Source organism: Burkholderia cepacia complex sp. TUM26381, from assembly GCF_057439935.1.
Map to the genome: position 1 here is coordinate 244,163 of NZ_CM172008.1, position 19,660 is coordinate 263,822.

19 protein-coding genes and 1 pseudogene are annotated in these 19,660 nt (G+C 64.5%); 11 read left to right on the forward strand and 9 right to left on the reverse strand.

Annotation, left to right across the window (positions count from 1 at the left end; all coding sequences use genetic code 11):
* The first annotated feature begins 131 nt into the window (after nt 1-131).
* Nucleotides 132-1,697 carry a methyl-accepting chemotaxis protein gene (locus ACWMMN_RS33315; protein ID WP_486424364.1) on the forward strand — a complete coding sequence of 522 codons (1,566 nt, stop codon included), beginning with the start codon at nt 132-134 and terminating at the stop codon, nt 1,695-1,697.
* 49 nt (nt 1,698-1,746) lie between these two features.
* Here ACWMMN_RS33315 and ACWMMN_RS33320 read toward each other — a convergent pair whose 3' ends face one another.
* Nucleotides 1,747-2,154: a DUF3224 domain-containing protein gene (locus tag ACWMMN_RS33320; protein WP_486424365.1), complete on the reverse strand. Its 408-nt coding sequence runs from the start codon at nt 2,152-2,154 to the stop codon at nt 1,747-1,749.
* A 145-nt stretch (nt 2,155-2,299) separates the two neighbouring features.
* On the opposite strand from ACWMMN_RS33320, the gene ACWMMN_RS33325 reads away from it, so the two are divergent.
* Nucleotides 2,300-2,944 (forward strand): HD domain-containing protein, encoded by a 645-nt coding sequence (locus ACWMMN_RS33325; protein WP_059241280.1) that lies wholly within the window; start codon nt 2,300-2,302, stop codon nt 2,942-2,944.
* Nucleotides 2,945-3,509: 565 nt separating this feature from the next.
* The gene (locus ACWMMN_RS33330; RefSeq protein WP_486424366.1) at nt 3,510-5,363 is read left to right on the forward strand and encodes a Kelch repeat-containing protein; all 1,854 of its coding nucleotides are present in this window, start codon (nt 3,510-3,512) and stop codon (nt 5,361-5,363) included.
* Between the two features lie 239 nt (nt 5,364-5,602).
* Here ACWMMN_RS33330 and ACWMMN_RS33335 read toward each other — a convergent pair whose 3' ends face one another.
* The gene (locus ACWMMN_RS33335) at nt 5,603-6,529 is read right to left on the reverse strand and encodes a helix-turn-helix transcriptional regulator (protein ID WP_233464179.1); all 927 of its coding nucleotides are present in this window, start codon (nt 6,527-6,529) and stop codon (nt 5,603-5,605) included.
* 154 nt (nt 6,530-6,683) lie between these two features.
* Between ACWMMN_RS33335 and ACWMMN_RS33340 the strand changes: the two genes are divergently transcribed.
* Entirely contained in the window at nt 6,684-7,346 is a 663-nt protein-coding gene (locus ACWMMN_RS33340) for a glutathione S-transferase family protein (RefSeq protein ID WP_486424484.1), read from the forward strand.
* 74 nt (nt 7,347-7,420) lie between these two features.
* Here the strand turns inward: ACWMMN_RS33340 and ACWMMN_RS33345 are convergent.
* Nucleotides 7,421-7,743, reverse strand: a pseudogene (locus tag ACWMMN_RS33345) (alpha/beta fold hydrolase); the annotation flags it as partial.
* Between the two features lie 216 nt (nt 7,744-7,959).
* On the opposite strand from ACWMMN_RS33345, the gene ACWMMN_RS33350 reads away from it, so the two are divergent.
* The 3 genes from ACWMMN_RS33350 to ACWMMN_RS33360 all read left to right on the forward strand — a co-directional run bounded on the left by ACWMMN_RS33350 (nt 7,960) and on the right by ACWMMN_RS33360 (nt 10,769).
* Complete coding sequence (locus ACWMMN_RS33350) at nt 7,960-8,877, forward strand: acetoacetate decarboxylase family protein (protein WP_486424367.1); 918 nt, start codon at nt 7,960-7,962, stop codon at nt 8,875-8,877.
* 43 nt (nt 8,878-8,920) lie between these two features.
* Nucleotides 8,921-10,165: a saccharopine dehydrogenase family protein gene (locus ACWMMN_RS33355; RefSeq protein WP_174992294.1), complete on the forward strand. Its 1,245-nt coding sequence runs from the start codon at nt 8,921-8,923 to the stop codon at nt 10,163-10,165.
* 124 nt (nt 10,166-10,289) lie between these two features.
* Entirely contained in the window at nt 10,290-10,769 is a 480-nt protein-coding gene (locus ACWMMN_RS33360; RefSeq protein ID WP_486424368.1) for a MerR family transcriptional regulator, read from the forward strand.
* Here ACWMMN_RS33360 and ACWMMN_RS33365 read toward each other — a convergent pair.
* Both ACWMMN_RS33365 and ACWMMN_RS33370 read right to left on the reverse strand, forming a co-directional pair.
* A complete protein-coding gene (locus ACWMMN_RS33365) occupies nt 10,766-11,473 on the reverse strand; it encodes a type 1 glutamine amidotransferase domain-containing protein (protein ID WP_486424369.1) in 708 nt (235 codons plus the stop codon). The two genes, ACWMMN_RS33360 and ACWMMN_RS33365, sit on opposite strands and share 4 nt — an antisense overlap.
* Nucleotides 11,474-11,605: 132 nt before the next feature.
* Nucleotides 11,606-12,259, reverse strand: a complete 654-nt coding sequence (locus ACWMMN_RS33370) for a TetR/AcrR family transcriptional regulator (protein WP_486424370.1) — start codon at nt 12,257-12,259, stop codon at nt 11,606-11,608.
* A gap of 99 nt (nt 12,260-12,358) precedes the next feature.
* Here ACWMMN_RS33370 and ACWMMN_RS33375 point away from each other — a divergent pair, with 99 nt between their 5' ends.
* Nucleotides 12,359-13,834, forward strand: coding sequence for a coniferyl aldehyde dehydrogenase (locus ACWMMN_RS33375; protein WP_486424371.1), 1,476 nt, complete (start codon nt 12,359-12,361; stop codon nt 13,832-13,834).
* A 46-nt stretch (nt 13,835-13,880) separates the two neighbouring features.
* On the opposite strand, the gene ACWMMN_RS33380 is transcribed toward ACWMMN_RS33375, so the two are convergent.
* On the reverse strand, nt 13,881-14,570 hold the full coding sequence (locus ACWMMN_RS33380) for a hypothetical protein (RefSeq protein WP_486424372.1): 690 nt from the start codon (nt 14,568-14,570) through the stop codon (nt 13,881-13,883).
* 151 nt (nt 14,571-14,721) lie between these two features.
* A complete protein-coding gene (locus ACWMMN_RS33385; RefSeq protein ID WP_486424373.1) occupies nt 14,722-15,600 on the reverse strand; it encodes a LysR substrate-binding domain-containing protein in 879 nt (292 codons plus the stop codon).
* 132 nt (nt 15,601-15,732) lie between these two features.
* Between ACWMMN_RS33385 and ACWMMN_RS33390 the strand changes: the two genes are divergently transcribed.
* The gene (locus ACWMMN_RS33390; protein ID WP_340625878.1) at nt 15,733-16,365 is read left to right on the forward strand and encodes an FMN-dependent NADH-azoreductase; all 633 of its coding nucleotides are present in this window, start codon (nt 15,733-15,735) and stop codon (nt 16,363-16,365) included.
* A gap of 49 nt (nt 16,366-16,414) precedes the next feature.
* Here ACWMMN_RS33390 and ACWMMN_RS33395 read toward each other — a convergent pair whose 3' ends face one another.
* Nucleotides 16,415-17,032, reverse strand: a complete 618-nt coding sequence (locus ACWMMN_RS33395; RefSeq protein ID WP_256087728.1) for a LysE family translocator — start codon at nt 17,030-17,032, stop codon at nt 16,415-16,417.
* A gap of 67 nt (nt 17,033-17,099) precedes the next feature.
* On the opposite strand from ACWMMN_RS33395, the gene ACWMMN_RS33400 reads away from it, so the two are divergent.
* Nucleotides 17,100-18,023, forward strand: a complete 924-nt coding sequence (locus tag ACWMMN_RS33400; protein WP_486424374.1) for a LysR family transcriptional regulator — start codon at nt 17,100-17,102, stop codon at nt 18,021-18,023.
* Nucleotides 18,024-18,045: 22 nt separating this feature from the next.
* Here the strand turns inward: ACWMMN_RS33400 and ACWMMN_RS33405 are convergent, their stop codons facing one another.
* The gene (locus tag ACWMMN_RS33405; protein ID WP_486424375.1) at nt 18,046-18,276 is read right to left on the reverse strand and encodes a hypothetical protein; all 231 of its coding nucleotides are present in this window, start codon (nt 18,274-18,276) and stop codon (nt 18,046-18,048) included.
* A gap of 155 nt (nt 18,277-18,431) precedes the next feature.
* Here ACWMMN_RS33405 and ACWMMN_RS33410 point away from each other — a divergent pair, with 155 nt between their 5' ends.
* Nucleotides 18,432-19,646, forward strand: coding sequence for an MFS transporter (locus ACWMMN_RS33410; protein ID WP_486424376.1), 1,215 nt, complete (start codon nt 18,432-18,434; stop codon nt 19,644-19,646).
* Nucleotides 19,647-19,660: the final 14 nt, after the last annotated feature.

A 19,660-nucleotide genomic window follows, 5' to 3' on the forward strand; every position in this document is an offset into this window, starting at 1 on the left:
AACCTGCCCGTTCCCGCTGCCGTTAACCCGTTCGCAGCCCCCGCGCCGCGTGTTGCGACACGGCGCGCATCGTTCGTGATCCGGCATCCAAATCCGCCGCTGGCCGTGCGTGGCCAGCCCAAGGGAACGTCATGCGAAAACAACTCACAATCCGTGGTGGACTCGTTGCGACCATCGCCGGCTATACCGTGCTGCTCGTGCTGGTGGTCGGCGCATGCATCGCCGCCCTCTATCTGGGCAACGGTTCGCTCGAGGCGATGTACCGCGACGACACCGCGTCGCTGCTGCACCTGAAAACCAGCTCCGAGCGGATGCTCGTGCTGCGCGAACGCATGAGCGACGTCGCGCAGGTCATCAGTGCGGGCCAGTCCGCGAAGGACGAAGTCGCGCAGCTCCACACACTCATCAAGCAGAGCAACGACGAACTGGACGCCTACGCGCGCCTGCATGCGCGCGACGCGGACGAACAGGCGCTGTTCGACACGCTGCAGAGCCGTCGTCGCGCGCTGCTTGACCGCGTGTTCCTGAAGGCGCTGTCGCAACTGGACGGCGACGATGGATTCAACTTCCTCGACACGCAACGCACCGCGCCGCCTGCGTTGTTCGCCGCCTACCAGGCGGCGATCGACGCGCTCGAATCGTTCCAGGTCACGCGTCAGAAGGCCCGCTACGATACGGCCGGCGTGCATTTCCACCGGATCGTATGGGGGATGGGGGCGGTCGCGGCGCTGGCGCTTGTCGTCGGCTTCGTCGCGCAGCGCGTGCTCGCGAAGGCGATCATCGAGCCGATCAATCTCGCGGTCGGCCAGTTCGAAAAAATCTCGAAAGGCGACCTGACCGGAACCGTCGTCATCCCGGGTGAAAACGAAATGGCCTATCTGCTGAATGCGTTGAGGCGGATGCAGGACGGCCTCGTCGATACCGTGAGCCAGGTGCGGGCGAGCACCGAGACGATCGTCGGCGACGTACGCACGATCGCGAGCGGCAACGTCGACCTGTCCGCGCGGACCGAGCAGCAGGCCGTGTCGCTGCAGCAGGCGGCCGCGAGCGTCGAGCAACTGACGGCGGCCGTGCGCCAGAATGCGGACAACGCGCGCGATGCGCGTACGTACGTCGAAGGCGCGGCCGGCATTGCGGCGCGCGGCGGCGACGCGATGCAGCGCGTGGTCGAGACGATGTCCGAGATTTCGACCAGCTCCGCCCGCATCTCCGGCATCGTCGGCGTGATCGAAAGCATTGCGTTCCAGACGAACATCCTCGCGTTGAACGCGGCAGTCGAAGCCGCACGCGCGGGCGAGCAGGGGCGCGGTTTCGCGGTCGTCGCGACGGAGGTTCGCGGCCTCGCGCAGCGCTGTGCCTCGGCGGCGAAGGAAATCCGCGACCTGATCGGCAATTCCGCGCGGCGCGTCGAAGACGGCAGCGGTCTCGTCGCGCTGGCCGGCTCGGCGATGGCCGAGCTCGTCGCCGCGGTCGAGCGTGTCAACGCGATCATGAGCGAAACCAGCCAGGCCTTCGAGGAGCAATCGTCGGGCATCGAGCAGGTGAACGCCGCAGTGATCCAGATGGAGCAGACGATGCAACGCAATGCCGCGCTGGTCGAGGAGGCGGCCGCCGCGGCGCTGTCGCTCGACGAACAGGGCGCGCGACTGAGCGCGGCGGTCGCGCAGTTCCGTCTGCGTGACGGGGCCGTCGTGTAACGCCGGGCCGTGTCACCGTCCCGGGTTGGGCGCCGCCGCCGTGAGCGGCTTACTGCGCCGCGTCAGGCAATTCATAGTCGAAGCTGTACGAATGCCGGCCGTTGTCGATGTGGATGATCATCGAACCGGAAAGCCCCAGCAATTCGCCCGTCCCGGAATCGGGCACGACGGTGATCGACTGCTGCGGCTGCCCGCGCGTCATGGTGGAGCTGTGCTGCAGGACGAAGCTGCCGTTGCGCCCGCCGAGCGCACCCTGGACGGTTTCCATCGCCACGTAGCCGGCAGAGCCCTGGACACTGCTTCGAAACGCGAGCATCTCGCCGTGGCTGACGGCTTCCAGGTCGCCGTGCAATTGCTTGTCGAGCGACATGCGGCCGAGCCCGCTGCTTTCCGCGACGGCGCTCAGGGATTCCGGATTCAGCTTCACTTCGAACGGACCGCTGGCCTGCAGTTTCATGAGCGCTCTCCTCGTCGAATGGGCACTCCGCACTATAAGCCAACGGGGTTCAACTGGCGGTAACGGTTTGTCCGGTGCGCCGGCAGCGAGGTGCCGGATTCGACCTGAGGGATAATCGCCTTCCCGTCTTTGACCTCCCGCACCCGTGACGCCCCCTGCATTCGCCCCCTTTCAGGAACTGGCTACCACCTTGCTGGCTCACTGGCACGACGCCCATGGCGACGGTGCCCACGACACGTCGCATCTGCAGCGCGTGTGGAAGAACGCCGCCGCGATCCAGGCCGCGGAAGGCGGCGATGCCGAAGTACTGTGTGCGGCGACGGTGCTGCACGACTGTGTGGCCGTCGAGAAAAATTCCCCGCTGCGCGCGCAGGCATCGCGGCTGTCGGCGGGCAAGGCGCGCGAGGTGCTGAAGGCGCTCGACTGGCCGGACGCGAAGATCGATGCCGTCGCGCATGCGGTCGAGGCGCACAGTTTTTCGGCCTGCATCGTGCCGAGGACGCTCGAAGCCAGGGTGTTGCAGGATGCCGACCGGCTCGATGCGATCGGCATGGTGGGTGTCGCACGCTGCTTTTATGTCGCGGGACGGATGGGCAGCGCGCTGTACGACCCGGCCGATCCGCACGCATCGGAACGGGCGCTCGACGACGCGCGATTCGCGATCGACCACTTCCGCACGAAGTTGCTGACGCTGGCGACCGGGTTCCAGACCGTCACCGGGACGCGCATGGCGATCATGCGTCGCGACCGGTTGCAGCGCTTTCTCGACGAGTTTTCCGACGAGATCTGAATGGGCGGGGGCGATGGGTGCTGCAGCTTTCATTGGGTGCGCTGGTCACGGACTGGCGGCTGTCCGGAGAAGCAAGCCGTTAAATTGCTTGCGCGGCCGCTTGACGGTGAGATTCGTTGCGGCCACGTATTGCGGTTCCCCGAGTCGCAACGGGAAAGCGCGCCGGACATCGGAGATTCCTTCCGGGCTCATCCAGCAGACGATGGCACCTGGTAAGCCGCACATCATGTTATTTAACATTTAACATCGTAATATTTTTGAAAATTTCTGGTAATCTTCGCCGGCATAGTGCCAGGGCAGCGCTGGCGGCGAGGTTTGAAGCCGACCACTTCGTTTTGCGATCCTTGTCGACACGCTTGCACTTGCATTGATCGGGTTTTGAAGAAAAATGAAATCCTGATTAATCTGTAAAACTAATTAAATGAGAGCGTGTGTCCACTTTCGGGGGAAGGGAATCGTGATTTCGTTCAGACAGGGATTCTGGTTGGGGTGCTGCCTGGTGTTTGCCACGTCCGTGGCCGGTTGTGGCGGTGACGGCGGGCCGGGCAATCAGGATGTATCGCACATGAGTGGCAGTGCCGTTGCGTCTCCCGCCGGTCTTTCCTATCCCGTGCCGTCGGCCGTATATTCGCCGGGCGAAAAGATCACGCCGAACATCCCGTCCAGCAGTGGCGGTCCGATCTCAACATACAGCGTATCGCCGGCGCTTCCAGACGGACTCGTCCTGGATCAACAGACCGGCGTGGTGAACGGCGCGCCCGTCGCGGCCACGCCGAGCGCAATTTACACGGTGACAGGCAGCAACGCTCAGGGAAGCGTCACTGCGCGGCTGCAGATCGAGGTCAAGGCGATAACGGCCGCTCCTGCGACGCTTGCCTACCAGAATCCATCCATGATCTTCACTGCCGGACAAGCTGTCACGGGCATCGTACCTGCCACGTCTGGCGGCAGGATCGCGCAGTTCACGATATCGCCGGCATTGCCTGGCGGGCTCGTGCTCGATCCCGTGACGGGGGAGATCGGCGGAACGCCGGCAACCGTCTCGGGCCCCGTGTCTTACAGGGTAACCGGCAGCAACAGTGCGGGTAACGTGACGGCGCAAGTCACACTTGAGGTGCGTGCGGCAATTGCACCACCGGTGCATCTGGAGTACTCGAGTCGAACCGTCTCTTATACGGTCGGTCAGGTGATCACGCCGAATTTGCCGCAATCGACCGGCGGCAACATTGCGCGGTACGCGGTATCCCCGGCATTGCCGACAGGGCTCAGTCTGAATGCGCAGACGGGCGCGATCAGCGGGACGCCGGCGAACGCCCAGGTTCCGACGGCCTATGTTGTTTCGGGAAGCAATAGTGCAGGCACGGTGCAGGCGCCACTCGAAATTTCCGTGATCCCTGCGGCGAGCGGTGAATGGTTGCCGGGCGGTAATCTTTTTGAGGGGCGAGCGTCGCATACTGCAACGTTGCTGTCCAATGGCGAAGTTCTGGTAACGGGTGGGTCCGGACTGAGCGGCATACTCAGCTCTGCAGAACGATTCAACCCGGCCAACGGCGTATGGGCGCGTGCGGGGAAAATGCAGACTGCTCGTACGGAGCACACCGCAACCAGGCTGGACAATGGAAGCGTGCTGGTTGCCGGCGGCAGGTATGTGACAGGTGGTGAAACGACTCGCACGGCGGAGCTGTACGATCCGGCAACCGGAGGGTGGACGCCGGTCGGCAACATGAAGCGCGGACGGCGCCTGGCGACATCGACGCTGATGCCGGACGGCAGGGTGCTGGTCGTCGGCGGTATCGAGGAAGGCGATTTCGGCACCTTCGTTGCCGAGGCAGAGTTGTTCGACCCGGTCAGCCGGACATGGACGACGGCCGGTAGCCTGAACATCGCACGTGCGCATCACATCGCAACGCTCCTGCCTGGAGGAAAAGTGCTGGTGGCCGGCGGAAGCAGTACGGCGGGTGTCACGGCCACGGCCGAGATTTATGACGCGCCCAGCGGTAAATGGACATTGGTTCGCGACATGCACGTGCAGCGATCCACGCCGACCGCAACGATGCTGTCAACCGGCAAGGTGCTGGTGGTTGGAGGAAACAGTTCGTCGCTCACGGCCGAACAGTACGACCCGGTCACCGGAGTCTGGACGCTGACGGGACCGATGGTCATGCCACGCCGCGATTCCCAGACCACACGTCTTCCGGACGGGCGCGTCGTCGTCACGGGCAACTATGACGCCAGCTACGAAGGGAACGGAACGTCGGCGGAAGTGTTCGATCCTGCAACAGGCAACTGGGCTGCAATTGCCAATATGAGCGATCCACGATCCATGCATACGGCTACGCTGTTGAACGATGGCTCCGTGCTGGTTGCCGGCAGTTACCATCACACCAGAACTTACTCGTCGTCTGAACGATTCCGTTGATTCGGGAGGCACGCCGCGCGCTGATCGCGCGGCTGCTTCGGATATTCGCGATGCGTCGGGCGCCGGCAATCTGCTGCGTTGCGATCCGCCGTCGTCAGCCAATCACGTTGCGTACCGGAAGATTGCGACTGCGCTGCGTGCGGCAGGTGCCCGAAACGATCCAGGCCTGACAGACGCCGCGCTCTCAAGAGCGGGCAGCCGTGTCGTCGCTGCGCCGGCAAAGGCCTCGACGCATTACGTCAATCGCCGCCCGATCGATAAAGCGCCTTCATCTGCGACAACTCGTCGATGAATTGATCCTTCAGCGCCTGCGGCCCGAGGATCTTCACGTGCGCGCCGTACCCCAGCAGCTTGCGCGCGCCGTGCTCGATCGATTCGATCGGCATCAGGAACGCTTTCCATCCTGGCGGCACCGCTGCGTTGCCTGCATCCGGCGAAACCGGCGCGGCGTTGACCCGCTCGTTGGCCAGCCAGGTTTCGCCGCGCGGCGATACTGCGATATGGGCGGTCAGCCGGTGGAGGTCGGCTTCGTACCGGCTCATCGCGTCACGCCAGTGCGTGGCCAGATCGAACCGGGCGGGGCGCTTGAAACGGCGGCGCGTTGCGTCGAGTTCGAGAATGTTCGCCAGCCGGAAGGTGAGCGCGCCGGGCTTGCCGGCCACCCGGGCAATCAGGTACCACGCGCCGCCCTTGAGCACGAGGCCGAGCGGCTCGAGCGCACGGCGGGATACGCCGCGCCAGCTCTGGTATGTCACGTCGATTCGATACGCACCCCACACCGCATCGGCGACTTCGCGCAGAAATTCGGGCGTCTCCTGCGCGCGGTACCAGTCGACGGTATCGATATGCAGCCGGCTGGCGACGCGGTCGGCCTGCTCGCGCGAGCCCGGCGGCAGGCTCGCCATCATTTTCAACCGCGCGGAGGCCGCCATGCCGTCGAGGCCGAGTTCGCCCGCCGGACCGGGCAGGCCCGCGAGAATCAGCGCATGCGCTTCGTGCTCGGTGAGCCCCGTGAGATCGGTGCTCCAGCCGTCGCGTAGCTGAAATCCGCCGTTGCGGCCGCGATCGCCCCAGATCGGCACGCCGGCCGTGGAGAGCTGGTCGATATCGCGCAGGATCGTGCGCTCGGACACTTCCAGCGCTTCGGCCAGCGCAGGCGCGGTCATCCGGCCGCGCGCTTGCAGCATCATCAGGATCGACAACAGGCGGCTCGCTTTCATTCACAGCACGTTACTCCAAATACATGACATCAGGTGTCATGTTTTCAGGCTTATGCTTTGCCGCATCCCCGATCCGTTCCATCGAAGCGAAGGACAAACCATGAAGATCCTGTCAGGACCGCTGAGCATGTTCGGCGCCAAGGTCGAGATTGCGGCGCACGAGAAGGGCATCGATTTCGAGCGGGTGATGGTGTCGTTCAGTCAGCAGCGCGGCTACGAACCCAGGCATCCGGACGTATTGCGCATCAACCCGAAGCGCCAGGTGCCGGTGCTGATCGACGGCGAGCTGGAGATTTTCGATTCCACGCAAATCTTCGAGTATTTCGAGGATCTGAAACCGGCGCCGGCATTGTGGCCGGCGCGTCCGGCGGCGCGCGCCGTTGCGCGTCAGCTCGAACACGGCAGCGACGAAGTGTATTTTCCGCACATCGTCCGGCTGATGGGGCTGGAAGACGCGCCGGACGATCCGGCGGCACAGGCCGCGCGTGCCGCAGCGGCGCAATACTACCGGCGCATGGAGCACGTGCTCGCGGATCGCGAATTTCTCGCCGAAGCCTACTCCTTTGCCGATATCGCGTTCTACATGGCGCAGTTGTTCGGCGCGCGCAAAGGCGCGCCGATGACCGGTGAGACCCCCAACCTGCTCGCGTGGCGTGAGCGGATGACGGCGCGTCCCGCCGTGCGCAAGGTGGCCGGTGCGATGGCGGCGTACCTGGCGTCGATCGGGGAAGCGGTTCCCGATTTTCTTCGTGAAACCTGCTAGCCGTGTTCGTCGGCCATGCAGGGCGGCCTTCAACCTGCGTCCCGGGCTGAAGGCCGCGCCGGCATGCGCAGCGTTCAGCTGCGGATGAACGCGGGCAAATTGGCGTTGATCGTGTTGGCGCGGGACGTGGGCATGCCGTGCGGGAAGCCCGCATGGACCTTCGGCGTGCTGTTCCTCGCCAGCTTCGCCGGCAGGAAACCGGATCGGCATACGGAAAGATCGGGCCGTCGTCGCCATGCATCGCGAGAACGCGAATCGTGGTGCTTTTCAGGTCGTCGGTGAAGGCGGACTGCGAGAACGCGACGATGCCGTCACAGTGCGCCCTGGCGATGCCCATCATGCCTTGCCGCCACCCGTACCGGATGACACCCTGCGACGATGTCGCGCCTGCGCGATCGGGCATGGTGTCGATCCGTGGCAAGGGGCGCCGCGCGGCGGCCACATGATCCGGCGCCGGCCGCCGGAACGCCGCGCAGGCGAAGTCCGACATGTTCCTCTATTCGTCGTCTTGACCTTAAAGTTGACTTAAAGCTTAGAGTGCTGCTGACGACAGTGAATCAGCAGGCTTCGGGTGTTGCCTGCCACGATCGATCATCGACGGGAGGCAACGAACATGGACAGGCGCTTTACACAGGTCGAATTCGGGCCGCATACGGTCGACGTGCTCGAGGGCGGGTACTACGACCGGTTCCGGATGAATCCGGACCTGAACGAGGTGGCGCGCGACCCCGCAGCCGGGAACATCGATTTTTTCCGCCGGATTCCGAAGCGTCAGGTGGCTTCGCGGGTGGGGCCGACCTGGGCGCCGAACTTCTATTACCGTTCCAGCAGCATCCAGCTGTTGTTCCTCGCGCCGCTCGAACGCCTGCGGACCACGCTGCCCGCGCCGCTCGAACCGCTGCGGGCGCTCCCCGGGTACGGGCTCGTCGCACTGACGTTCTTTTCGTATTCGGTCTGCGACAACGATCCGTATGACGAAGTATCCGTCGCGGTGGTGATCCGCCGGCCGGGTGCGAAAGGGTCGCATGCGCTCGAGCTGATCGACTCGATGCGGCGCCGCAGTTTCGTCGCACACGTGCTGGCGCTGCCGGTCACGACGGACATCGCGCGGGTGCGCGGCGTACACGGGTATCAGTTGCCGAAATGGCTCGCCGATATCGACGTGACCATCGGTGCCACCGCCCGTGCGCGCATTGCCGGCCCGGACGGCCGGACGGACCTGAGCCTGAGCGTGCCGTCGCCGGCGCTGACCAGCGTGCCGTCGCAATCGCACATGGGCACGACGACGATGGTCAACCGTATCGACGGCGAATGGCACCAGTCGTCGGTGCAGACCAACATGCTGTCGTTCGCGCAGCGCCTGTTGCCGCGCAACGTCGAACTGGTTCGGCACGGCGGGCCGCTGAGCCAGTTGCTCGACGGGCTGGGCGCGTCCACCATCATGCGTCTGGATGTGGTCAAGGACGCGCAGCTGGTCCTGAACCTGCCGACGCCTTTGAAGACGTTCGATGAACCCGGAAAGCCCCGCTAACGATACGAATGCGCGCGACCCGCGCGCGCCGAAGGAGTCGTCCATGCCCCAACCGACCTACGATCTCGTCGTATTCGGCGCCACCAGTTTTGTCGGTCAGATCCTGACCCGCTACCTGTCCGACTACCTGTCGGATCATGGCGAGACGCTGCGCTGGGCCATTGCGGGCCGGTCCCAGGCGAAGCTCGGCCAGGTGAGGGACGCGCTCGGGGCGGCCGGGCAGTCGGTGCCGATCATCGTCGCCGACGCGGCCGACGAAGCGCAGCTTCGGGCGCTGTGTGCGCAAACGCGGGTGGTCGTGTCGACCGTCGGGCCGTACGCGCTTTACGGCGAGCCGCTGGTCAGGGTCTGCGCGCAAACCGGCACCGATTACTGCGACCTGACCGGCGAGACGCAGTGGATCAAACGGATGATCGACAAGTACGAGCCCGCGGCCCGGCAATCGGGCGCGCGCATCGTGCATTGCTGCGGCTTCGATTCGGTGCCGTCGGACATGGGCGTTTTCTTCCTGCAGCAACAGGCGCGGCAGCAGTGGGACGCGCCGGCCACCCATGTGAAGATGCGGGTCCGCACGCTGAAGGGTGGGGCGTCGGGCGGCACCGTGGCAAGCGTGATCAACGTCGTGCGGGAAGCGGCGGCCGATCCGGCGTTGCGCAGGGAACTGCTCGATCCGTATTCGCTGTGCCCGCAGGGGCATGGCTTCACGGTGCGGCAGCATGCGGTTCGATCCGCAGAATTCGATCGCGACAGCGACACATGGATCGCGCCGTTCGTGATGGCGGCGATCAACGAGCGTGTCGTGCACCGCTCCAATGCGCTGGCGGGCAATGCGTACGGCAGCCGCTTCACCTACGACGAGGCCGTGATGACGGGTACCGGCCTCAAGGGCCGGCTGACCGCGCTGACGATGGTGGCCGGACTCGGCGCGTTCATGGTGGGGGTTCTCGTCAAGCCGGTGCGCAGCCTGATGGAGCGCTTCCTGCTGCCGAAGCCCGGCGAAGGGCCGAGCGCCGAGGCCCAGCAGGCCGGCCGCTACGACATACGTTTCTTCGGCCGCGCCGACGACGGGCGGACCTTGCGCGTGAAAGTCACGGGCGACCGCGATCCGGGCTATGGCTCCACCGGCAAGATGCTCGGGCAGGCTGCGATCAGTCTCGCGCTCGATTGCGGCAGCGACGGCGTCAAGACCGGGCGCGGTGGCGGTTTCTGGACGCCCGCGACGATGTTCGACGAACGCTATATCGCGCGTCTGGTTCGTCATGCGGGGTTGCGTTTCGAGGTGATCTGAGCGAACCCCGTCGGCTTTTTCAAGGGAAAGGATAAAGATCGGATGACGAATCAACGTGAGGAGACAACCTGACGTCAGGGCAAGGCAGATGGTCGGCTGCAGGCCGGCCGGGGAGTATCGGAACATGAAGATCGGGGAACTGGCGGAACGCACCGGCCTGACCCCTTCGCGCATCCGCTTCTACGAGCGTATCGGTCTGTTGACGCTCGTTGAGCGCGAAGCGAACGGCTATCGCACCTATCCGCCGGAAGCGGTGACGGCGCTCGATATGATCACGACGGCGCAGAAAGCGGATTTCAGCCTGGACGAGATTCGCACGCTGATTCCGTCCGACTTCGCCCAGTGGCAATGCGGTGCGTTGCTCGACGCGCTCTGCCGCAAGGTGCAGGACATCGAGGCGCTGGAGGCGCGGCTCGCGCACAGCAAGGCGCACGTCATCGCGCTGATCGCCGGGATCGGCGCGAAACCGGATACCGTCGATTGCGCAACCAATGCGAAAACGCTGCTGTCGCGCCTCCCGTCCGCGCGTGCGGCGGACGCTGGCGATGCTGGAGCCGCCGACGCTCGCGACGACCCGGCTTTGCGCCGGACCACCGGCCGTTAGGCGGCCGCCGGTGCGTCGCACGACAGCAGCGCGACGACCTGGTCGGCCGTTGCCTTCGCCGATTGCGGGTTCTGGCCGGTCACGAGGCGGCCGTCGACGACGACGTTCGACGTGAACGGCAGCAGTGCCTTCTCGTAGCGCGCACCACGCTGCTGCATCTGCTGCTCGACGTTGTAGGGCACCTTCTTCGCGACGCCTGCCAGGATTTCCTCCAACCACGAATAGTCGGTGATCCGGCGTCCGGCGACCAGCAACGAGCCGTCCGACAGCATCGTGTTCAGCAGCCCGCAATAGCCATGACAGACCGACGACACGACGCCGCCGCGCTCGTAGATCTCGCGCGTGAGCCGCTGCAGCCCCGCATCGTCCGGATAGTCCCACATGACCGCATGGCCGCCGGTGAAGTAGATCGCATCGAAGCCGGCCGGATCGATCTCGTCCGGGCGGGCCGTGTTCGCGAGCAGCGCCTCGTTGGCCTTGTCGGCGCGCCATGCCTTCGACGCGGCGTCGGCATGCGGCCATTTGAGCGAGCGCGGCTCCAGCGGCGACACGCCGCCTTTCGGGCTCACGAGCTGCTGCGCATAGCCTTTCGCCGCGAAGATCTCATGGGCGTGGGTCAGTTCGGACAGCCACAGGCCGGTCGGCTGCGACGGATCGGCGTAGTGCGCGACATTGCTGACGACGTGAAGGATTCGCTTGGTCATGATGCGGGCTCCGTTTGATCGGCCACGGGCGGACGTCTGCGACGCACCGCCGGATTGTCGGTTGGCAGGACACATACCCCTGGCCTCGATACGCTGCCGAGGCAAACCATAACCTTTAAGCGAAGTTCAAGGTCAAGGCCTTTTCGCCTTGGCCGCCCGGGCGGGCTTCTCGGGCATCACGAGCCCGTCCAGCAACGTGGTCAGCGCATCCTCGATCGCGTGATCGCCGACTTTCTCGCGCACCAGCCGCCCGTCGATCGCGAGCATCGTCAGGCCGTGGAGATGCGCCCAGCACGCGGTCGCCTGGCCGAGCGCCGGGCGCGGGCGGATCGTGCCGGCGCGACGCCCGTGCTCCAGGATGTCGACGACCAGCAGGAACGGCGCCTGCACGCGCGGATCGAGATGGATATCCGACGGCTCCCCGGCATCCGCGGCAAACATCAGCCGATACAGATCCGGGTTGCGTTTCCCGAACGCGAGATGGGCATAGGCGAGCGCCAGCAGCACGTCCGGTGCATTCGCCGCGGGATCGACGGAGGCGGCGAGATCGTCGCGCAGGCGATCGAAGCCGATCAGCGCGAGCTCGTGCAGCAACGCGGCCTTGTCCGGGAAATGCCGGTACGGCGCGGAGTGGCTGACGTTCGCGCGCCGCGCGATTTCGCGCAGCGTGAACTGCCAGCCTTGCTGCTCCTGCAGTGTGTCGAGTGCCGTTTCGATGATCGCGCGACGCAGATCCCCGTGGTGATAAGCCTTTTGCCCGGCGTCCGCATCCCCATCCGACGACATCGTATTGCTCCTATGTTGACAGGGAACACATTGTGGTCCTATGATCGGCCGCATGCAAGTTGACAGTGTCTACATCGACGCAACCTCGTGAGGTGCACCATGGCCGTTTCTGCAGAATCCAGCTCGAGCATCGATCCGGCGGCGTTGCTGGCCCGCCAGCGCAGCGCATTCGTGGCCGAGGGGCCGCCGAGCCTGCAGCAGCGCAAGGCGCGGCTCGCGCGGTTGCGGGCCGTGGTGCTGGCGCATCGCCGCGATGTGGAGGAGGCGGTCAACGCCGATTTCGGACATCGCTCGCGCCACGAGACTGCGATCATGGAACTGGTCGGCGTGATCCAGGCGATCGACTACCTGACACGCAACCTGCGCCGCTTCATGAAGCCGCAGCGCCGGCACGTCGGCCTTTTCTACCGCGCCGGGCAAGCGCATGTGGCATACCAGCCGCTGGGCGTGATCGGTGTGATGGCGCCGTGGAATTACCCGTTCGCGCTGACGTTCATTCCGCTGGCCACCGCGCTGGCCGCCGGCAACCGCGCGATGCTCAAGCCTTCGGAGCTGACGCCGCGTACCAGCGAAGTGATGCGTCGGATGCTCGCCGACACGTTCCCGAGCGAAGAGGTCGCGGTCGTGCTCGGCGGCCCGGAAGCCGGCGCGGCGTTCAGCGGGTTGCCGTTCGATCATCTGCTGTTTACGGGCAGCACGCAGGTGGGCCGCAAGGTGATGAAGGCCGCGAGCGACAATCTCGTGCCGGTGACGCTCGAACTGGGCGGCAAGAGCCCCGCGATCGTCGCGAGAGGGCATGTCGATGGCCGGACGATGTCCAGCATCGTGTTCGGCAAGCTGTCGAACGGCGGACAGACCTGCGTGGCGCCCGACTACGCGCTCGTGCACGAAGACGATCTGGACGCGTTCGTCACGCAATACGATGCGGCCGTCGCGCGTTTCTATCCGAACGGGCCGACCAGCCCGGACTACACGTCGATCGTCAGCGACCGGCACTACGACCGTCTGAAAGGCCTCGTCGACGAAGCGCGCAGCAAAGGCGCGCGCGTGATCGAGGCGGGCATCCATCCGCAAAGCGCGGCGACCCGCAAGCGCACGCTCGCGCCGACGCTGATCGTCGGCGCAGGCGACGAGACGGCGGTCATGCAGGAAGAGATCTTCGGGCCGATCCTGCCGGTGCGCACGTATCGCACGATCGACGAGGTCGTCGATTACGTGAACGCGCGCCCGCGGCCGCTGGCGCTGTATTACTTCGGTCGACGGGACGGCGATTGCGAGACGTTGCTGAGGCGGACCACGTCGGGCAACGTCGGCATCAACAACACGGTCCTGCACGTCGCGCAGGAAGACTTGCCGTTCGGCGGCGTCGGGCCGAGCGGGATGGGCGCGTATCACGGCATCGAGGGATTCCGTGCGATGAGCCACGCCAAGGGCGTGTTCGTGCAAGGACGCTGGAGCCTGCCGAGCCTGTTGCGCGCACCGTTCGGCAAGCTTGCGGATGTCTCGCTGGCGGCGCTGCTCGGACGGCGCCGGGAACCGGCCGGTGGGCGTATCGAATGGAGTGCGAAGCGTTGAGCCGGGCCGTGCGCCGTGTGCGCGGCCGTGACGGGCCGCGCAAGTTTTACAGGTGCCTGTACTGATCGTAGTCGAACAGGTGAATGACGAAATTCTTCCCGTTCTTTTCGTACAAGACGAAGACGATCTGGTCGCCCGTATTCAGAATGCCCGCGCCATTGGCTTCGTCCAGGATGTGCTGTATCGCGCTCGTCGCCGGGGATATGCTGGACGACCCGATGTTGGCCAGATAAATTCTGCGAGGAGACGTCGTCAAGAGAAGTTTGCTCAAATCGTGGAATTTGAGATCTTCCTTGCTCTCGCTTTCGGCCGTCAGAATGGGGCAGTGCTTCTTGTCTTCGGGGCTGATGAAAAAGTCGACGAGAAGCTCGGATGGAATGAGTTTTATCTTCGCGCTTTTTGCGTAAGATTCGATATTGCTTTTGAAACTGCTCTTGAGAACGCTTTTCTTGTGCAGCTCGGTCCGAAGTTCGAATCCGGATCCCAGTTTCGTACTGACCTTCATGATGAACCATGCCGTGAAAAGCGAGAAGCCAATCATGTCGTTGTTCGAGCTGGTAGACGCAGGCTTCGGCGGCTTGCCGAGGCTCAGGATACGAATCAGCTTCGGGATGAGGTCATCTGCTTCGAACGTCAACGTGCCTGCCTTCTGATTGACATTCAAAAAAGTCAGCGAGGATAGTGCCTCGCGACACAAATTGAATAATTGCGATTCAAGAATCGTTTCATTACTCATGAATTCATGTCCCCGAGTGGTCTGCGGGAATTATAGCTTGCGGCAGATGTTGCGCATCAACGCAACTTTTTCGTCGATATTCGATTCCGCTGGTTAGGATCATTAATCCGGACACGGTGTGTGCGGCTTCGCGCATGCGGGTTATGTTCCGCTACGCCCGGTTGCGTTTGCCCGCCCCCGTGCGGACGGCCGTCTCGTCCAGCATCGTCGCGGCGAATTCGACGGCTGCCGGCATCCGGGCGTCGTGCATCATCACGAATTCCATGTCCGGCAATTCGGGCAGCCCTTCGGACGGGCCGAGTTCGCGAAGCGTGTCGTCGATCGCGCTGCGCGGCACCGGGGCGATCGCGATGCCGGCCCGCGCGAAGGTCCGGATGCCGGTCACGCTCGGGCTTTCGCACGCGATCCGGTAGGGCATGCCGGCCAGCGCGAGCGCCTTGATGGCGGCGCCGCGGTACGGGCACGGATCGGGGAAGCAGGCGAGCGGCACGTCGCCTTCCGGAAGCGGCTCGTGGCGCGCAAACGCCCAGGCGAGCGGCTCCTGCCACAACGTTGCACCCTGGCCCGAATGCGAGCATCGGCTGCCGATCACGAGATCGAATTCGCCGTTTGCATGCCGCTGAAACAGGTTGTCGCCGATGTCGACAACCAGATCCATCCGCAGGCCGCGCCGCGCGGCGCCATGACGGCGCATCAGGTCAGGCAGCCAGCCATCCGCAAAATCCTCCGACACGCCGATTCGCAGTTTGAGGTCGACGACAGTACCCGCTCCGAGTCTCGCCCGCGCTTCCTCGCTCAGATTGAGCATCGCGCGTGCATAGCCGAGCAGCGTCTCGCCATGCGCGGTGAGCATGACGCTGCGCGTATTGCGCACGAGCAGCGCCTGGCCGACCTGTTCTTCCAGGCGAACGATTTGCGCGCTGACCGCGGACTGGCTCAGGTTCAGCCGGTGGCCGGCACCGGTGAAGCTTCGTACGTCGGCGACCGCAACGAACGTATGCAGCAGCGCCGTGTCGAGGGGGAGGCTCATTGACCACCAATCCGGGTTAATTCAATCAATTAATATCGTTTCCGGATTATAGGCCGACCCGATAGGCTGCGAATCGCAGTGGGCGAGCGCGCATCCGGCGCGCCGCCGTCACTGCTGACCGGGACCGGCTCCATGACATGCGTGCTCTATATCGAAGGCTCACCCAACAAGGCCTACTCGGCCTCCATCGACGTGTGCAGTGCGTTTCTCGATGCATATCGGCATGCGCATCCCGATCATGAGATCCGGACGCTCGACATCTGGGATCTGGCGATGCCCGAATTCGACGCCGCCGCGCTGGCCGCGAAATATGCCGGACTGAGCGGCACGGCGTTGACGCCGGAGCAGGCGGCGGCATGGCAGCAGATCGAACGGCTCGCGGCGCCGTTCCACAACGCGGACAAGTTTCTGTTCGGCGTACCGCTGTGGAATTTCAGCATCCCGTACAAGCTCAAGCACCTGATCGATGCGATCTCGCAGAAGGACGTGCTGTTCACGTTCGACGCATCGGGTTTTGCCGGCAAGCTGGCCGGGAAGAAGGCGGCGGTCGTCTATGCGCGCGGGCTCGCCTATCAGGCGCCGGGGTCGTTTACGCCGGCGGCCGAGTTCGACCTGCAGCGTCCGTATATGGAAACGTGGCTCAGGTTCGTGGGCGTGACGGACGTCGCGGGAATCGTCGTCGAGCGCACGCTGTTCGGACCCGACGGCAAGGTCGATCGTAGTCGTGCGATCGACGAAGCCCGGACGCTCGCGCGCACGTTCTGACGCTGCGCGCCGCGCATCCGGTGCGCGGGCGGAGCGCACACTGCGGTGGTCAGCGCCCGCCGCGCGCAATGGCGAGCGCGACGCCGAAGCCCACGAGCAGGCATCCGAACGTGCGATCGATCCAGTGGCGCAGCGACAGCAGCCGATCCCGGACCGCCGTGGCCGAGAAGCAGACGGCCACGAGGCTGAACCAGCCGGCATGCGTTGCCGCGATGAAGGCGCCGTAGCCGATCTGCACGATCAGCGGCGTGTCGGGCCGGACTGCCTGCATGAACAGGCTGACGATGAACACGGTGGTCTTGGGATTCAGCGCATTGGTCAGGAAGCCCGTACGCAGTGCGGCGAAGTCGGACAGCGGCGCCACCTTTGCGTCGGGTTGCCCGCCGCCCGCCTTCGTCATGAGCATCTTCGCGCCGAGGTAGACCAGGTAGAGCGCGCCGACCATCTTGACGGCATTGAAGAGCCACAGCGACTGGCGGATCAGCAGGCCCACGCCCAGCAGCGTATAGCTCACGTGGACCGTCACGCCGAGCCCGATGCCCAAAGCGGTGAGCACGCCGGCGCGGCGTGACAGCATCAGGCTGTTGCGCGTAACCATCGCGAAGTCCGGGCCCGGGCTGATGACGGCCAGTAGCGTAATGGTGACTACAACTATCAGTTCAGTCATGGCATTGTCCTTCCGATCGAAGTGTTGATGTCACAATAATAAGAACCAAACTTCATCGGGAAAAGCGATGATTTCTGACCGGAATGGTGAGCCTGACTCACAACTGATTCGAACGAGCCTGCCGTCGCTGATGGCGTTGCGGTGTTTCGAGGCGGCGGCGCGTCACGAGAATTTCAGCCGCGCCGCCGACGAGCTGTGCCTGACTCATGGCGCGGTCAGTCGTGCGGTGCGTCTGCTCGAAGACGATCTGGGCGTGACGCTGTTCGAACGGCGCAGCCGCCGTGTCTTCCTGACCGAAGCGGGCCGCAAGCTGGCTCAAGCCGTCCACGACGGCCTGGGCCTGATGCGTCACGCCGCACACGCACTGCGCGCCGAGGCTGCTCGTGCACGGCGTTGGGTGCTGTCGTGCGAGCCGACGCTCCTGATGCGCTGGCTGATCCCGCGCTGGCCGGATTTCCAGGCGCGACACGCAGGCGTCGATATCCACCTGGCCGCTGCGGGCGGGCCGTTCTCGTTCGATCGCGGCATCGACATGGCGATTCGTCGCAACGATTTCGCGTGGCCGGCGGGATGTCACGCCGAGCCGCTGTTTGCGGAGCGGGTCGGACCGGTTTGCCGGCCGGACAAGGTTGGCGCGTGGTTTGCGGCGCGTCGCGGCGGCCGCGTGTTGAAACACGACGCGGCGCTATTGCAGACGCGGACCCGGCCGGACGCGTGGAGCGCGTGGGCGGCGGCGGCGAACCAGCCGGGCGCGAGCGGACGCGTGCAGATGTTCGATCATTTCTACTTCAGCCTGCAGGCGGCCGTCGCGGGGCTGGGGGTAGCGATCGGGCCGTGGCATCTCGTGCGCGACGACATCGAGAGCGGTGTGCTGGTCGCCCCGATGGGGTTCGTCGAGGATGGTTCGCATTACTGCCTGTTGACGCCGGCGCCGATGGCGGAGGGGAGTGCGCAGGCGGCGTTGCTGGGGTGGTTGAAGGCGGTGGCGTGATCTCGTCCGAGCGCGGCGAGATTCATTTTGTTTTGCTCCGGATTGTATCGATGCATTTTCCGCCGGCATGCAGTGACATCCATACCTTGAATGCAATCTGCACATCGAGGGTGTCGAATGGCCGAATCAGGCTGTAGCGCACCGAGAAAACGGACACGATGCCCGGCGCGAACAGAAAGACGACGAGCATCTGCCGCGTGGGCCAGCGGCTCGCTGCATAACTGTGCAGAAACAAATCGGCTGCACTGTACATTTCATTGTCTATCAGCCTGAAACACAATTTCCGCGAGGATGGGGCCGGCATATGTGAAAAGGGCCGTCGTCCTGCCCGATGCAGGTAAAAATCGATAACGGAAGACCGCTCCGCTTACTGCATTGCGGCGGCGATAAAACCCGGACGCCCATTCCATGAATCCACCCGCTGACCCATTGCCGTCATCGCCTGGTGCTGCCACTTTCATTCCATTTCTCGTCGCGAGCATTGCGCTAGCGGCCGCGTACGGCGCCAGCTTTCTCCTTTCCGAGCATTTGCGTCATTGTGGCTTCGATTCCTCGATGACCGGCGCCGTGATTTCGACCGGCATCCTGACCATGATCGTCAGCGCGCTGCTCGCCGGGTGGATTGCGCAGCGTATCGGATTGATGTCGACCATCGTTGCCGCTGCCGTCGTGATGTCCGTGTCCATGCTCGCATTCAGCCTCGCGGCGATCGATGCGAGGCTCGCGTTTGCCGGTGGCCTGTTGCTGGGGATGGGGTGGTCGGCGTTTTACATTCTCGCGCCGCTTCAAATCATTCATCACCTGCGACCCGACGCACGGATCAAATACCTGACGTTGCTGTCGGGCGGTCAAATGGTCGGACTGGGACTCGCGTCGCCGATCGGTCATTTCGTTGCCGGCCGCTTCGGTTCGTATTCGGTCGTGTACGACGGACTGGCGTGCCTCTGCCTGATTGCGGCCGTCGCCTTCTACGCGGCCCGGAAATGGACAATACACACAACGACCCTGCCGATGGCGGCCACCGGCCTGACGCCCGCGCGGATCGCCGAGATCCTGCGCAACGTGACGCGGCTGCCGATCATCATGATCGCGCTCGCCGCCTGCGTCTTTTCCGCGTTGTCGAATTTTCAGGCGGCCTATGCGGAGTCGCGGCACCTGTCGCCGGACCTGTTCTTCGTGACCTTCACGGTGACGACCGTCGCCTGCCGTTTCACGTTGGCGCAAACGATCAGTCGATTGCCCGTTCGAAAGCTCGCCTGCGCGTTGTTCGGTGCGACGCTGCTGGCGCTGGTCCTGTTCGTCGCCAATCCGGGCAGCGGAATCCTGTACGTGACCGGCGCGATCGTCTTCGCCATCGGCTACGGGCTCAGCTACTCCACGTTGAACGGCATGGCGGTCAATCTGGCCGGCGAGCGGGGATTGTCCGCGTCGGCGAGCTCGCAAGTCTTCACGATTGCCTACTTCACGGGCTTGTTCGGGTTTCCGTACGTCGCGGGCATGCTGGTCGCCCAGGGCGGGGTGAACCTGATGATCGACGTGCTCATCGCCGTTGTCGTCATCAACCTGATGATGCTCACTCACGCGAGTCTGCGCCCGGAAAAGGCGCCGGTCGCGGCGCGCTGACGTACTCGAGCGGC